This is a genomic window from Klebsiella pasteurii (assembly GCF_018139045.1).
Lineage (GTDB): Bacteria > Pseudomonadota > Gammaproteobacteria > Enterobacterales > Enterobacteriaceae > Klebsiella > Klebsiella grimontii.
Map to the genome: position 1 here is coordinate 2,097,840 of NZ_CP073236.1, position 15,684 is coordinate 2,113,523.

At 59.9% G+C, this 15,684-nt stretch carries 7 protein-coding genes; all 7 read left to right on the top strand.

The genetic code is table 11. From position 1 onward, the window contains the following. Positions 1-140: 140 nt before the first annotated feature. Positions 141-2,174 carry a methionine--tRNA ligase gene (gene metG, locus KCG39_RS09820; RefSeq protein WP_142467883.1) on the top strand — a complete coding sequence of 678 codons (2,034 nt, stop codon included), beginning with the start codon at positions 141-143 and terminating at the stop codon, positions 2,172-2,174. Between the two features lie 141 nt (positions 2,175-2,315). Then, the gene (locus KCG39_RS09825; RefSeq protein ID WP_142467884.1) at positions 2,316-6,029 is read left to right on the top strand and encodes a WGR and DUF4132 domain-containing protein; all 3,714 of its coding nucleotides are present in this window, start codon (positions 2,316-2,318) and stop codon (positions 6,027-6,029) included. Between the two features lie 14 nt (positions 6,030-6,043). Continuing rightward, positions 6,044-9,055 carry a DUF4132 domain-containing protein gene (locus KCG39_RS09830; protein ID WP_211811591.1) on the top strand — a complete coding sequence of 1,004 codons (3,012 nt, stop codon included), beginning with the start codon at positions 6,044-6,046 and terminating at the stop codon, positions 9,053-9,055. A 77-nt stretch (positions 9,056-9,132) separates the two neighbouring features. Further along, positions 9,133-10,221: an ATP-binding protein gene (locus KCG39_RS09835; RefSeq protein ID WP_004122781.1), complete on the top strand. Its 1,089-nt coding sequence runs from the start codon at positions 9,133-9,135 to the stop codon at positions 10,219-10,221. A 10-nt stretch (positions 10,222-10,231) separates the two neighbouring features. Next, positions 10,232-12,517: a DUF5682 family protein gene (locus KCG39_RS09840; RefSeq protein ID WP_211811592.1), complete on the top strand. Its 2,286-nt coding sequence runs from the start codon at positions 10,232-10,234 to the stop codon at positions 12,515-12,517. Then, entirely contained in the window at positions 12,517-13,653 is a 1,137-nt protein-coding gene (locus tag KCG39_RS09845; RefSeq protein ID WP_087829122.1) for a vWA domain-containing protein, read from the top strand. The genes KCG39_RS09840 and KCG39_RS09845 overlap by 1 nt, the downstream gene beginning before the upstream one ends. Beyond that, positions 13,650-15,680: a hypothetical protein gene (locus tag KCG39_RS09850; protein ID WP_211811593.1), complete on the top strand. Its 2,031-nt coding sequence runs from the start codon at positions 13,650-13,652 to the stop codon at positions 15,678-15,680. The genes KCG39_RS09845 and KCG39_RS09850 overlap by 4 nt, the downstream gene beginning before the upstream one ends. The last annotated feature ends 4 nt before the right edge of the window (positions 15,681-15,684 follow it).

The following is a 15,684-nucleotide window of genomic DNA, read 5'->3' on the forward strand; positions in this document are numbered from 1 at the left end:
TGTTATTGTGAGTTGAATCTTGTGCGTTAAGTTTACCTTAAAGGGAATAATTCCCCCACAATAAGCTTTGGGCTTACCAAATTATTGCCTTTGCGGTAACATCGAAACCCCTTTTTACAATAGAAGATGTAATGCCCACTATGACTCAAGTCGCGAAGAAAATTCTGGTAACGTGCGCGCTGCCGTACGCAAACGGCTCAATCCACCTCGGCCACATGCTGGAGCACATCCAGGCTGATGTCTGGGTCCGTTACCAGCGAATGCGCGGCCATGAGGTCAACTTCATCTGCGCCGACGACGCCCACGGCACCCCGATCATGCTGAAAGCGCAGCAGCTCGGTATCACCCCGGAACAGATGATTGGCGAAATGAGTCAGGAGCATCAGACCGATTTTGCTGGCTTCGACATCAGCTATGACAACTATCACTCCACGCACAGCGACGAGAACCGCGAGCTGTCGGAGCTTATCTATACGCGCCTGAAAGAGAACGGTTTTATCAAAAACCGCACCATCTCTCAGCTCTACGATCCGGAAAAAGGCATGTTCCTGCCGGACCGTTTTGTAAAAGGCACCTGTCCGAAGTGCAAATCACCGGATCAGTACGGCGATAACTGCGAAGTGTGCGGCGCGACCTACAGCCCAACCGAGCTTATCGAGCCAAAATCGGTCGTCTCCGGCGCGACGCCGGTGATGCGCGAGTCTGAACACTTCTTCTTCGACCTGCCGTCGTTCAGCGAAATGCTGCAGGCGTGGACCCGCAGCGGCGCGCTGCAGGAGCAGGTGGCGAATAAAATGCAGGAGTGGTTCGAGTCCGGGCTGCAGCAGTGGGATATCTCCCGCGATGCGCCGTACTTCGGCTTCGAAATCCCGAACGCGCCGGGTAAATATTTTTACGTCTGGCTGGACGCGCCGATCGGCTACATGGGTTCCTTCAAGAACCTGTGCGACAAGCGCGGCGATACCACCAGCTTCGACGAATACTGGAAGAAAGACTCCACCGCCGAGCTGTATCACTTTATCGGTAAAGACATCGTCTACTTCCACAGCCTGTTCTGGCCGGCGATGCTGGAAGGCAGCAGCTTCCGCAAACCGACCAACCTGTTCGTTCACGGCTACGTGACGGTCAACGGCGCCAAGATGTCCAAGTCGCGCGGCACCTTTATTAAGGCCAGCACCTGGCTGAATAATTTTGACGCCGACAGTCTGCGCTACTACTACACCGCCAAGCTCTCGTCGCGTATTGATGACATCGACCTGAACCTGGAAGACTTCGTGCAGCGCGTTAATGCCGATATCGTCAACAAGGTGGTGAACCTCGCCTCGCGCAACGCCGGTTTCATCAACAAGCGTTTCGACGGCATGCTGTCCTCAGAGTTGGCCGATCCTCAGCTGTATCAAACCTTTACCGATGCGGCAACAAGCATTGGCGAAGCGTGGGACAGCCGCGAGTTCGGTAAGGCGATCCGCGAAATCATGGCGCTGGCCGACGTAGCAAACCGCTACGTTGACGAGCAGGCGCCGTGGGTGGTGGCTAAACAGGAAGGGCGCGACGCCGACCTGCAGGCCATCTGCACCATGGGCCTGAATATGTTCCGCGTGCTGATGACCTGGCTGAAGCCGGTCCTGCCGCAGCTGGCCGCCCGCGCCGAAGCGTTCCTCAACGGCGAACTGAGCTGGGATGCTATCCAGCAGCCGCTGCTCGGTCACAAGGTTAACGCTTTTAAAGCGCTCTATAACCGCATCGAGATGAAGCAGGTTGACGCGCTGGTTGAAGCGTCGAAAGAAGAAGTCAAAGCGCTGTCAGCACCGGTCACCGGCCCGCTGGCGGACGATCCGATTCAGGAAACCATCACCTTTGACGATTTCGCCAAAGTGGATATGCGCATCGCGCTGATTGAAAACGCCGAGTTCGTCGACGGTTCCGACAAACTGCTGCGCCTGACGCTGGATCTCGGCGGCGAGAAGCGCAACGTCTTCTCCGGTATTCGCTCCGCCTACCCGGATCCGCAGGCGCTAATTGGCCGCCTGACGGTGATGGTCGCTAACCTGGCGCCGCGTAAAATGCGCTTCGGCATCTCTGAAGGTATGGTGATGGCCGCGGGTCCTGGCGGGAAAGATATCTTCCTGTTAAGCCCGGACAGCGGCGCTCAGCCGGGCCAGCAGGTCAAGTAATGACGCATAAAGCGCTGCTCCGGCAGCGCTTTTTTTATTTTATGAATTCTGAAAATTGTATTCTTGCTACCCCCACCCTCGGTGTTCCTGTCAATAGCTGTTAGCATCAACGCCAGGCTGGATAAAAACACAGGGACGTTGATGAAAACCTTTATTTATCATGACGAAAAATCACATAAATTCTGGACGATTGAGCAACAGGGCCACGAGCTGCATCTAAGCTGGGGCAAGGTTGGCACAAACGGGCAGAGCCAGATCAAAACCTTTGCCGACGCGGCGGCGGCCAGCAAGACTGAAGTCAAATTGATTAACGAAAAAATCCGCAAAGGCTACGTTGAAGATACTCACACCGAGCGGCCTGCCTTACCCGCATCTCCATCAGCCGCCCCGCAGCCCGAATACGCCTTAACGCCTGCGGACATCACCCGCCCGTGGCTGGCGGACGATGGCGAACTGCTTTTATCCGATGAGCTGCTTGAAAAAGCGCTCCCTTCTCGCCTCTTTCCCGGTAACCCCATCGCGGCCCCGGAAGATAACGAACTAATGGACCTCGGGAAAGCGATTCATCAGCAATCAGGAAAAACCGTCACCTTCAACTGCGCCGACTGCTCGGCCTACTGGCAGCAAACCATCAACGACGCCCTTACCGATGGCCCGCTCTCGCCTGCGGCGCTGGCGATACAGGTTGCCGTTGCGACCCGCCGGGGCTGGCGCAGCGGCGATAATGCCAACCTGATGGACGAAATTGTTTACGTCTACGGTCTGGAATATGCCGTCGACACGTTTATCGCCCTGCAGCACATTGAATTTGAATATAATTATCAAACCGTGCAGGTGACCTTCCATTCAGAGCCTACCGTCGCGAGGGGGCCGAGCTTACTCGACGTTCGTCTGCGCGCCCATCTGGCCCAGGCCGAAGAGCCGCTCTGGCAAAAGTGCGTAGATAAACTGATCGCCGCCCTGGCGGATATGCCCGTCGGGCAGCTGCCTCTGGTCGCCATCTTATTGCCAGAGCGCCAGGATATTGTTGACGACATTGCGCGTCGGGTGCTGGCGCATAAAAATGTCCGCACCGCGGAATGGCTTAAGCTGGTGGTTCGCGACCCGCAGCTGGTAAAAGCGCTGGAGCCTTATCAGGCGGAAAATTTGTTTAACGATTACTACCACGGCAGCATCTGGAACGCGACGGTGATGCGCGAACAGGGCGTTGCCGGCATCGCCCGCTTCGCCCCCTACGTGCACGATGACCTGTGCGGAGAACTGGTCAGCGAGGTAAACCATCCGCAGGCGCTGATGCAACTGATCCGCGTGAGCGAACAAGGAAAACGCTGCCACGAACGGATGTCTCAGGCCAGCCTCCGCTTCCCCCACGCGGCGATGGCGGCACTAGCCGAACTGCTGACGCAAAAAGAAGAGAAGCGCTGGCGCATCATGCTGATGACCCTGCTGAGCACCCATCGGCAGCTGGCCGGGCAAATTTTGCCGTGGCTCTCGGCGCGGGCCGTCACGCTGCTGGAATCCTGCCTGCAGCAATTAAACCAGCAGGCCGATTGCGCCAGCGCCGATATGCTGCCAGCGGTACTGGTATCCCCACCATGGATAGCGAAAAAGAAAAAATCCCCTGTTCCCCAGTTGAGCTTAACGCCGCTTACTATAGAACCGGTCTGTATGCTGACGGAAGAAGCAAGCAAGCAGCTCCTCAAACAACATAGCTGGTACGCACATCAGGTGGAGATGGGCACAGGAAAGGGAGAAAAAAAATACCTGAGCCAGTTAGGCTTCCAGCGCTGGAATGGTCACCGTTTTGAAGACATATCCGACGCCATTGTGGATGCCTGGCAGCGGCAGGACTACCCGGCACTGATTACGGAATTTAAAAGTTCCCGTACTTTTCGCCAGGAAGAGTGGAATCTTTATATGCTCGCCGCGCTGCCCGCTGAGCAGGCGCTTCAGGCCTGGAACGCGCTCAGTAAAGAACCGCACACCGGGGCGGAATATGTGATGACGTACCTGCGTCTTGCCGGGCTGCCGGGTTTTATCCATTCTCTTTCACGCTATCCGCAGGAAAATTTACCGGTCGCTATCTGGTTTGCCGCCAGCGAAATCGCCCCGATGATCGCCCGCGCCTTTAACAAGCTCAAAACGCTGCGTGAAGGCGCGCGCGAGTGGCTACTGGCCTATCCGGAACACGCCATTACCGGCCTGCTGCCCGCCGCCTTCGGCAAAGCGGGCGAAGCGCAGGATAGCGCGCGTCTGGCAATCCGTATGCTGGTAGAGAAGGGCCATCAGCCGCTGCTTGAAGAGGTCGCGCGGCGCTATCACCAGCCGGAGGTAGCGGAGGCCGTCGGCGCCCTGCTGGCGCTCGACCCGCTGGATAACTATCCGACCAAAATTCCGCCCCTCCCGGCGTTTTACCAGCCAGGGCTGTGGGCACGGCCGCTGCTGCGGGGAAATGGCCTGGCTCTCCCGGATACGGCGTTAAAATCGCTTGGTGAAATGCTGCGCTTCCCGTTAGAGGAAGGTATTTATCCCGGGCTGCAGCAGGTTAAAGATTTCTGCACCGCGGAATCACTCGCCGCCTTCGCCTGGGATCTGTTCAGCGCCTGGCAAACCGCCGGGGCACCGTCGAAAGAGAGCTGGGCCTTTACCACGCTCGGTATCTTCGGCAACGACGATACCGCCCGGCAGCTGACGCCGCTGATCCGGGCGTGGCCGGGAGAATCTCAACATAAACGCGCCACTGTCGGGCTGGATATTCTCGCCGCCATCGGTAGCGATATCGCCCTGATGCAGCTAAACGGTATCGCCCAAAAGCTGAAATTTAAGGCGCTGCAGGCGCGCGCGGGAGAAAAAATCGGTGAGATCGCCGAAAGCCGCGGGCTCACCGTGGAAGAGCTGGAAGATCGCCTCGCTCCGGATCTGGGGCTCAACGATGATGGAACACTCACCCTCGATTTCGGCCCGCGGCGCTTTATCGTGAGCTTTGATGAAGCGCTTAAACCCTACGTGCGCGATGAAAACGGCAGCCGCCTTAAAGACCTGCCGAAACCGAATAAAAGCGACGATAGCGCGCTGGCCGCCGAGGCCGTTAATCGCTACAAGGCTCTGAAAAAAGACACCCGTACAATTGCCGCCCAGCAAATTGCGCGGATGGAGTCAGCCATGTGCCAGCGTCGTCGCTGGACGGTGGAAAACTTCAACCTGTTCCTGGTTAATCATCCGCTGGTGCGCCATCTCACCCGTCGCCTTATCTGGGGCGTATACGGTGAGGAAAACAACCTGCTGGCCTGCTTCCGCGTGGCGGAGGACAACAGCTACGGTAACGCCGATGACGACCTCTTCACCCTGCCGGAAGGCAACATTCATATCGGCCTTCCGCACCTGCTGGAAATGTCCCCGGAGGATGCAGCCGCCTTCGGCCAGCTGTTTGCCGACTATGAACTGCTGCCGCCGTTCCGTCAGCTCGATCGCAACTGTTATACCCTGACCCCGGACGAGCTGACGGCCAGCGAACTGACCCGCTGGGCCGGGCGCAAGTGCCCGAGCGGCCGGGTGATCGGGCTGGCGAATAAAGGCTGGCTGCGCGGCGACCCGCAGGATGCGGGCTGGATCGGCTGGATGCTAAAACCGTTGGGACAGTGGGCGCTGGTGATGGAGATTGACGAAGGTTTCGCCGTGGGTATGCTGCCTGATGAACTCAGCGCGGAGCAGCAGTTAACGAAAGTCTGGCTTTTTTCCGGAAGTGCCCGGCAGTACGGATGGGGCAGCAACGGCCATCAGCAGGCAACCTTTTCGGTGCTGGATAAAGTCACCATTAGCGAATTGATTAACGATATTGACGGACTGTTTGAGTAACACAAGGAACGTTTATGCACAACACAGCACTCCCGCCATGGCTGGCGGATGACGCGCAGCTGGAGCTGTCCTTTAAAAAGGGCAAACAACCGTTAAGCCATCGCCGCTGGTCTGGCGACCCGGTACCGCCGGTCGAAGAGGGACGCCTGCAACGACTGGCGAACGATATTCCCTCGCGCTATCAACATATTCAGGCCCTTACGTGGGACTATGAAACATGCACTGCCGAATGGCGGCAGGCTATTGCACAGGCGTTCGGCTATTTGGGCGTAGCCAAACCGGCAATGCCCGCCCGCGCGCTGGCGGCGATCTCCAGGCTGGCGCTATATGCGTACCGGGATGACTGCGGCAGCCTGCTGGCGCAAATTAACCATCCGCAGGCTATCCGGCTGCTGCTGGTGGCGGATAAAAACAAATCCAGCCAGCAGCGCGTGTCAACATTCGCTAAGAAATATCCCCACGCCGCTCTGGCCGCTGTAGGGGAATTGCTGGCGCTGCCGGAACCGCCCGCGCGTCCGGGCTATCCTGAGATCGCAGAGAAAAAGTGTGAAGAGAGCTGGAGAACGCTGCTGCGGACGCTGCTCAATACGCATCCTCAGCTGGCTGAGCAGGTTACGCCCTGGCTAAGCACGAAGGCACAGGAACTTCTGGCGGCCAGCCGACCATCGATGCCTTTAGACGTTACGCTGGCAACCGATCGCTCCTGCCTGCCGGAGATCCTGCGCTCGCCGCCGTGGCGCAGCAAAAAGAAAAAAGCCGCGTCCCCGCGTTTTGCGCTAACGTCGCTAACCGTTGCGCCGCAGGAGTACTGGCAGCCAGGAGAGCGGGAAGCGCTGGCTGCCAGCAAACCCGCCTGTTTCTTTAATAACCTTCCACTCGATGAACGTCTCGCCAGCATAGATAGCACTATCGTCATGCAGGAGCTGGGCTTTCAGAGCATTGAATACCTGTTCCACCAGTACACGTTATGCGGCAAGCGGGACCATTTCGATACGGAGAAATATTTTCATCGATATGTCTGGTGGGGCAACGCCTGCCACGCACTGCAAAACTTCGATATCGCTACGCTACTGGAGGCATGGGGGGATTACCTGGTAAAAGCCTACAACCCCAACGACTGCTGGAATCTTTATCTGCTTATGCAGCTGCCTCGCGAACGGGCGCTGGCGGCCTGGCAGGGCATCAATGACGCGAACTTTAGATTTGTCGGCACCGAATATGCGCTGAGTATTCTCGGGACCGATGCCCTACCCGGCCTGCTGCTGGCGTTGCAGCATCGGCCAAAGGAGATCTTCCCCCTGCTGACGCATCTCGGCGCAACGGAGCTGGCGCTACCGATGGCCCGCGTCTGGCGACGCTTGCAGGCGCACAGCCAACTGGCTCGTCAGTGGCTCCTGCAGTGGCCGGAGCACGCAGCCGCCGCGTTAATCCCACTGGCGTTCGATAAAGCGGGCGATAGCCGCGAGGCGGCTATTAACGCGCTGCGTCTGCTGTACCAGGAAGGCCACCATGAACGGCTGAAAGCGGTAGCACAACGCTGGAACGAACCGGCGCTGTGGGCGGAGCTGGAACAGCTGCTGACGCAGGATCCGCTGGACAACTACCCTGTTCGCATTCCCAAAGCGCCTGACTTCTGGCAACCGACGCTCTGGCGCAGGCCGCGGCTTATCGGCACCGACCAGCCGTTGACCGACGATGCGCTGGAGATCTTCGGCGAAATGCTGCGCTTCGCCCAGGGCGGCCATCATTACGGCGGACTGGATTTAGTCAAAGCCGCCTGCCAGCCCCAATCGCTGGCCGCTTTCGTCTGGGATTTATTTAGCGCATGGCAGACTGCCGGAGCCCCGGCCAAAGAGAACTGGGCGTTTCAGGCGCTGGGGATTTTTGGCGATGAAGCGACGGTGCGTGATTTAACCCAGCTTATCCTGGCCTGGCCGCAGGAAGGGAAATCCGCCCGCGCCGCCAGCGGGCTGCATCTTCTCACCCGCATCGGCAGCGATATGGCGCTGCTGCAGCTGCACCACATCGCGCAGCGCGCCAAATCCCGCCCGCTGCGCGAAAGCGCCGGGCAGTCTCTTAAAGAGGTCGCCGAAGCCCGCGATCTCAGCGAAGAGCAGCTGCAGGATCGGCTAACGCCTACGCTGGGGCTGGACGATCCCCAAACGCTGGCTTTTGATTTTGGTTGCCGTGGCTTTTATGTCCGTTTTGATGAAAATCTGCTGCCGGTGATTTACGACCAGCAGGGAGCGCGGCAAAAGAGCCTGCCGCGCCTGCGCGCCGAAGATGACCAGGTAAAAGCTGCGGAAGCGCTGGCCAGACTGAAAGGCCTGAAAAAAGACGCAGCCCAGGTAGCCAAACGCCTGCTGCCGCATCTGGAAAACGCCCTGCGGCTGGCGCGGCGCTGGACGCGAACGGAGTTTCAATCGCTGTTTGTCGATCATCCGCTGACCAACAATCTGACCCGGCGCCTGGTATGGGGAATCTACGCCGCCAGTGAACCCCGTCGTCTGCTCAACGCCTTTCGCGTCGCCGCGGAAGGGGAATTCTGCGATGGCCAGGATGACACTATCGCTCTACCGGAAGAGGCGCTGTTCGGCCTTGCTCATCCGCTGGAAATGGATGACGCAACGCAGGCAGCATTTAGCCAAATTTTTGCCGATTATCAGCTATTGCCACCGTTCCGCCAGCTGACGCGCCAGACGGTGCAGCTGCTGGCGGAAGAAACCGCCCGCAGCGAGCTTACGCGCTGGCAGGGAAAATCAACAACCTGCGGGCAATTATTGGGCATCCGCAGCCGCGGCTGGTGGCAGGGCGCTGAAAACCGTTTCTGCTACGATGTCGGGCGGCATCGACTGATTCTGGAAGTCACGCCAGGGTTCGTGCACTACAACATGGATGCGAAGGCTCCTCAGCGGTTTGCCGCCATCAGACTCTATGATGGCGAACGGCCCGCTGCGTTCTCACAGCTCGATCCACAGGATCTCAGCGAGGCGCTAAGCACGATTGAGATCATTTTCCGTGGATAAGCAAAGCGCATTTACGCTATTCGCTGCACATAGGATAAAAACGCTCCAATTACCGCGGTCTCTTTAAGGAAGAAACGATGATACAACAGGAACAACATCTTCAGCGTCCCCCAGCCGCCGTCCTGTACGCCGATGAGCTCGCGCGGCTGCAACAGAATGACCCCTTCCCCTGCCCGCCCGGCTGGCAGCTAAGCCTGCCTGCGGCGCGCGCGTTTATTCTTGGCGATAGCGCACGCGACATCAGCCGTAAAGTGGTCATCAGCCCGGCCGCCGTCGAACGCATGCTGGTGACGCTGGCGACCGGGCGGGGTCTGATGCTGGTGGGAGAACCAGGTACGGCAAAATCGCTGCTCTCTGAGTTGCTGGCTACCGCTATCTGCGGCGACGCCGGGCTCACCATTCAGGGCGGTGCGGCGATTACCGAAGATCAAATCAAATATGCCTGGAACTATGCGCTGCTGATAAACCAGGGCCCGTCGACGCAGGCGCTGGTTCCCGCCCCGCTGTATCAGGGCATGCGCGATGGCAAAATCGTCCGCTTTGAAGAGATTACCCGCACGCCGCTGGAGGTTCAGGATTGCCTGCTGGGGATGCTTTCTGACCGCGTGATGGCGATCCCGGAACTCACCGGCGACGATAGCCAGCTGTACGCCCGCGCCGGGTTTAATATTATTGCCACCGCCAATACTCGCGATCGCGGGGTTAACGAAATGAGCGCGGCGCTGAAACGCCGCTTCGACTTCGAAACCGTCTTTCCGATTATGGACTTTCAGCAGGAGCTGGAGCTGGTGGCTAACGCTTCGGCCCGCCTGCTGGAGCATAGCGGCATCCCGCACAAAGTTCCTGATGCGGTACTGGAACTGCTGGTCCAGACCTTCCGCGATCTGCGCGCCGAAGGGAGTAAGAAAACCTCGATGGACACCCTCAACGCCATTATGTCCACCGCCGAAGCGGTCAACGTCGCCCACGCCGTCGGCGTGCGAGCGTGGTTCCTGGCCGGTCGCGCCGGCGAACCCGCCGACCTGGTAGACTGCATCGCCGGTACCATCGTCAAAGATAACGAAGACGATCGCGCCCGCCTGCGCCGCTATTTTGAACAACGCGTCGGCTCGCACAAAGAAGCCCACTGGCAGGCCTACTATCAGGCCCGCCACCGCCTGCCGTGAGGGAACACGCATGCCAGAGCAGCCGTTAATTATCGGCGTTCGCCACCACAGTCCGGCCTGCGCCAGGCTGGTGAAAGAACGCATAGAACATACGCGTCCGGGCTACGTTCTGATTGAAGGTCCGGTGGATTTTAACCAGCGTCTGGATGAGCTGTTTTTATCTCATCAGCTGCCTATCGCCATTTATAGCTACTGTCAGTCTCAGGATGGCGGCGCGGCGGGACGCGGCGCCTGGACGCCGTTCGCCGAATTCTCCCCGGAGTGGCAGGCCCTGCTGGCCGCGCGAGCGGTCGGAGCTCAAATCCGCTTTATCGATTTGCCTGCCTGGGCGCAGGAACAAGACGACAGCGATGTCTCCGACGCTCGCCGCGTCGATGAGCAGCAGCGTCTGCTCGAAGCCAGCGGAATGGAGAATAGCGACACGCTGTGGGATCATCTGTTTGAAGATGAAACCCAGAGCGCCGAACTGGAGCAGGCGCTGGAGACGTACTTTATCCAGCTGCGCGGCGACAGCAGCGGCGGCGAAAACAGCCGGCAGCGGGAAGACTATATGGCCCGCTGGCTGGCATGGGCAATGCAGCAAAATAATGGCCCGGTGGTGGCGATCTGCGGCGGCTGGCACGCGCCGGCGCTGAAAGCTCTTTGGCGCAATTGCCTGGCGCAGGAGAGGGAGCCGGAATCTCCGCCCCCTCCAACGCCCGGTAGCGTCACCGGCAGCTATCTGACCCCCTATAGCGAAAAGCGGCTGGACGTGCTGGCGGGCTATCTTTCCGGTATGCCGGCGCCGGTGTGGCAAAACTGGTGCTGGCACTTCGGCCAGCGGCGGGCCGGGGAACAGCTGCTGAAAACCATCCTTACCCGCCTGCGTCAGCATCGTCTTCCGGCCTCAACGGCAGATCTGGCTGCCGCCCACCTGCGCGCTATGGCGCTGGCGCAAATGCGCGGCCATACCCGGCCGCTGCGCTGCGACTGGCTTGACGCGCTGGCAGGTTCATTGATTAAAGAAGCGCTGAACGCCCCGCTGCCGTGGAGCTACCGCGGCGTGATACATCCGCAAACCGATCCTATTCTGCTGACCATCGTTGACGCGCTGGCGGGAGCCGGTTTCGGCAAGCTCGCTCAGGAAACACCGCTGCCGCCGCTGCCGCAGGACGTCGATCGCGAGCTGACGCGGGTCGGAATTTCCCTACCTTCAAACCTGAATCTCAACCGCTTTGAGCCCGGTGGATTAGCCAAAAGTCAGGTGCTACACCGCCTGTCTATCCTCGAGATCCCCGGGTTCCAGCAGCGAACGGGCAGCGCTGTGACGCTTTCCGGCGACGGCGAAGAGCGCTGGGCTCTGTTTCGGACCATGGAGCAGCATGCAGTCCTGATTGAAGCCTCCCGCTACGGCGCGTCACTTGCGGAGGCCGCGCGCCAGCGGCTGGAAGCGGATATTCTTGCCTCTTTTGGCATCAAAAGCCTCGCCGCCAGCCTGAATCAGGCAGCGCTGGCGGGGCTCTCCACCTTTAGCCAGCAGCTGCTGGAACAGCTGGCGCAGCTGATTGCCGAAGAGAGCCGGTTTGCGGAAATGGGTCCGGCGCTGGAGGTGCTTTACGCCCTGTGGCAGCGGGATGACAGCAGCGGCATGCAGAACGCCGAGGTGCTGGAGATCGCGCTCTGCGCGGCCCTTGACCGGACGCTGTGGCTCTGCGAATCCAGCGGCGTTGCCGACGAAAAGCAGTTTCACGCCCATCTGCATAGCTGGCGGGCCCTGTGCCATATCCTGCGCGATATACATAGCGGTACCGTTTTACCCGGGATTTCACTCAACGCCGCCATGGCGCTGTTTGAGCGGCGTATTCACGCGTTTGACGCCGCACCGCTTGACCGCGGGGCGGCGCTCGGCGCGCTGATTCGCCTTGAACATCCCGCCGCCTCCGCCGAAACGGCGCTGACCCTGCTAACGCAGCTCCCTCCGGCATCGTTGGGGGAAGCGGCCCACGGTTTGCTGGCGCTGGCGCGCCACCAGCTTGCCTGTCAGCCCGCCTTTATCACTGGATTCAGCGAGCTCCTCGCCAGGCTGACGGAGGATGAGTTTATTCTCGCGCTGCCGGATTTACGAGCGGCGATGGGCTGGCTACCGCCCCGGGAACGCGGCGATCTGGCCCGCCTGGTGCTGGATCACTATCACCTGACCATGCTGCCGGCGCATGCCCTACAGGCGCCGGTTTCCTGCTCGCCTGGGCAGCTAATCTATCACCAGCAGCGGGAACAGCAGGCGCTGGCAGCGCTAAGCCGCTGGGGAGCACGCTAATGAATACGCTATCCGATATTCTGACCATCCGAGAACTCCAGCGCTGGCGGCTGATTCTGGGCCAGGCCGCCGAGAATAGCCTCGGCGGCCTTGATGAGCACGCCCGCCGGATAGACCAGGCGCTTGAGTGGCTTTATGGCCGCGATCCGCAACGGCTACAGCGGGGCGAGCGTCAGGGCGGACTGGACGAGTCCAGTCTGACGACGCCGGACTGGATCAACGCCATCCATACGCTTTTTCCGCAGCCGGTTATCGAGCGGCTGGAGAGCGATGCGGTGCTGCGCTACGGCATCGACGAAGTGGTGACTAATCTGGAAGTGCTGGAACGCATCGAGCCTTCCGAAAGCCTGCTGCGCGCGGTGCTGCATACAAAGCATCTGATGAATCCTGAAGTGCTTAACGCCGCCCGTAAGCTGGTACGTCAGGTGGTCGAGCAGATTATGGCCAGGCTGGCAAAAGAGGTTCGTCAGGCGTTTTCCGGCACGCGCGACCGGCAAAGACCCTCGCGCATTCCGCTGGCGCGCAATTTCGATTTCAAACAAACCCTGCGCGCCAATCTCAAGCACTGGGATCCGCAGCGCGGCAAGCTGTACATTGAAGCGCCAAAATTTATCAGCCGCGTTAAACGTCACAGCGAAAAATGGCAGCTGATTTTACTGGTCGATCAGAGCGGTTCGATGGTGGATTCGGTTATCCATTCGGCGGTCATGGCCGCCTGCCTGTGGCAGTTGCCCGGCATTCGCACCCACCTTGTGGCATTTGATACCAGCGTGGTGGATCTGACCGATGACATTGCCGACCCGGTTGAACTGCTGATGAAAGTCCAGCTTGGCGGCGGCACCAATATCGCTCAGGCCGTAGAATACGCGCGTCAGCTGATTGAACAACCGCACAAGAGCGTCATTGTACTGGTGAGCGACTTTTTTGAGGGCGGCGCGAACTCGCTGTTGATAAACCAGGTGAAGCAGTGCGCGCAAAGCGGCGTCAAAGTCCTCGGGCTGGCGGCGTTAGACAGCTCGGCGTCTCCCTGCTATGACCACGATATGGCCCAGGCGCTGGTCAACGTCGGGGCGCAAATTGCCGCCATGACTCCCGGTGAGCTGGCCTCCTGGCTGGCGGAGAATTTACAATCATGACTCCTTTACGCCCTGAACTACTGGAACTTACGCCGCAGGCGCTCATGGCGTTGAGCAACGCCGGTTTCGTCAAGCGCGGTCAGAAAGAGCTGGATAACGGCAATATCCCCGAGCTGGAGCAGGATGACGACGGTACGCTTACCGCCGTGTTTAGCGACGGCACCTGTACCCGGCTGGCAAAAGATCAGGCCCTCAAAGAGTCCAGCTGTACCTGCGGCGCCAGCGGAATGTGCCGTCACCGGGTGATGCTCATCCTGAGCTATCAGCGCGCCAACGCCGGCAATGCCCTCGCCGAAGCGGAGCCGGAAAGCGCCGAACGCTGGCATCCCGGACAGTGGCAAGAAGAACTGGCCACCCTGCCCGAATCGATTCTGAAGCGGGCACAACAGCTGGCGGATAAAGGGATAACGGTGGAATTATTCTGCCGACCAAACGAAGCGCCGTCGGCAAAGCTGCCGATGAGCGACGTGCGTTTTTATTCCCGCAGCAGCATCCGTTTTGCCCGCTGCGACTGCGTGGACTGTTCGCTGTGCGAGCACGTGGCGCTGGCGGTGCAGGCCTTTACCGATGCTGAAGCCCAGCAGCCCGGCTTTACGCATCTGGTATGGCAAACGCGCAGTCGTAAAATAGCCGCCCGCGGCGGGCCTTTTGATACGCCCGAGGGCGAGACCTGTCGACTTCGCCTGCGCCAGCTCAGTCAGCTGCTGTGGCATAACGGCGTCAGCCAGCCGCCGATCGGCTTTGAGGCCGCGTTCACCCGCGCGCAGCGCGCAGCCCAGGCGGCTAACTGGCGCTGGGTCGTCTCCGCGCTTGCCGAGCTGCGCGAAGGCGTCACGGCTTTTGAGCAGCGCGCCAGCCATTACCATCCTGAACAACTGCTCGCCCAGCTTGCAGGCCTTAACGCCCGACTTGAGAGCGCCGCCCACATGGCGCAGCTTGCCGATACCGGCCAGACCCCGCCTCTGCCGTGGCGTACCGTCGTCGGTCTGGGGATCGCCGGCGAAGCCCAGCTCGACCATCTGCGGCTTATTTCACTGGGCATGCGCTGCTGGCAGGATAACCATCGCTACGGCTTATGCATCTGGTTTAGCGATCCCGATACCGGCAGCGTTATGCATCTGTCGCGCAGCTGGCCGCTGGCTGAAAGAGCGCAAAGTCCGCTATGGCAACGCCGTCTGTTTAGCTTTCAGGCCAGTACGCTGGCGGGCGGGCAAATTATTACGCAATCCGCGAGCCGTAACGCCGGCGGCGAACTGCTGCTGGGCGCGCGCCACCGCCTGAGCAGCAACGTTCCGCTCAGCGAAGATGCCTGGCTTTTGCTCAGCGCGCCGCTGCGCCAGCCGGGCGCCGCAGCGCTGCGCGAGCCGGGCGCCGCAGCGCTGCGCGAGCATCTGCGCCAGCGCGATCCGGCCTGGGTGCGCCCGCTAGACCAGGTTGATAATCTGTTTATTTTACCCGTGGATTCCTGCGTAGCCGTTGGGTGGGACGCCGCCCGACAAACGCTGGATGCGCTAGTGCTCAGCGGCGAAGGACAAGACAACCTTTTGCAGCTGTCTCTCCCCGTCTGCGCCAGCGCGCCGTATGCCGTTGAGCGAATGGCGGCGCTGCTACAACAACAGGACGATCCGGTGGTGATGGTTTCCGGGCTGGTCACCCTTAGCGGCGGGATGCTTTGTCTGGAGCCGCTGGTCATGATGACCCGCAGCCGCGCCTGGGCGCTGAACGCCGAACCGCTTTCCGTCGGGCCACTGCCCGCTGGTAATATATTACCGCCGCCTTCGCTGGCCCAAAGTCTGCTGCAGCGCGCCCGAACGCTGCTGATCCAGATACTGCACAACGGCCTGCGCTATCAGCAAAAGAGTCTGTTTCGCGAGGCTCAAACGCTGAGCGTCGATTTGGCAAACGCTGGTTTTAGCCATCTTGCGCGCCTGCTCCGCCAGCTGGGCGAGAGCGAAACGGCCACCTCCGAGGATACGCTCAGCACCATCGCGCAACTCTGTATACAATTAGAGATGATGATTGATTAACAAG

Excerpts from the sequence above, each read along its gene's own strand:
- metG (WP_142467883.1), top strand. The coding sequence starts at position 141 with ATGACTCAAGTCGCGAAGAAAATTCTGGTAACGTGCGCGCTGCCGTAC.
- KCG39_RS09825 (WP_142467884.1), top strand. The coding sequence starts at position 2,316 with ATGAAAACCTTTATTTATCATGACGAAAAATCACATAAATTCTGGACG.
- KCG39_RS09830 (WP_211811591.1), top strand. The coding sequence starts at position 6,044 with ATGCACAACACAGCACTCCCGCCATGGCTGGCGGATGACGCGCAGCTG.
- KCG39_RS09835 (WP_004122781.1), top strand. The coding sequence starts at position 9,133 with ATGATACAACAGGAACAACATCTTCAGCGTCCCCCAGCCGCCGTCCTG.
- KCG39_RS09840 (WP_211811592.1), top strand. The coding sequence starts at position 10,232 with ATGCCAGAGCAGCCGTTAATTATCGGCGTTCGCCACCACAGTCCGGCC.
- KCG39_RS09845 (WP_087829122.1), top strand. The coding sequence starts at position 12,517 with ATGAATACGCTATCCGATATTCTGACCATCCGAGAACTCCAGCGCTGG.
- KCG39_RS09850 (WP_211811593.1), top strand. The coding sequence starts at position 13,650 with ATGACTCCTTTACGCCCTGAACTACTGGAACTTACGCCGCAGGCGCTC.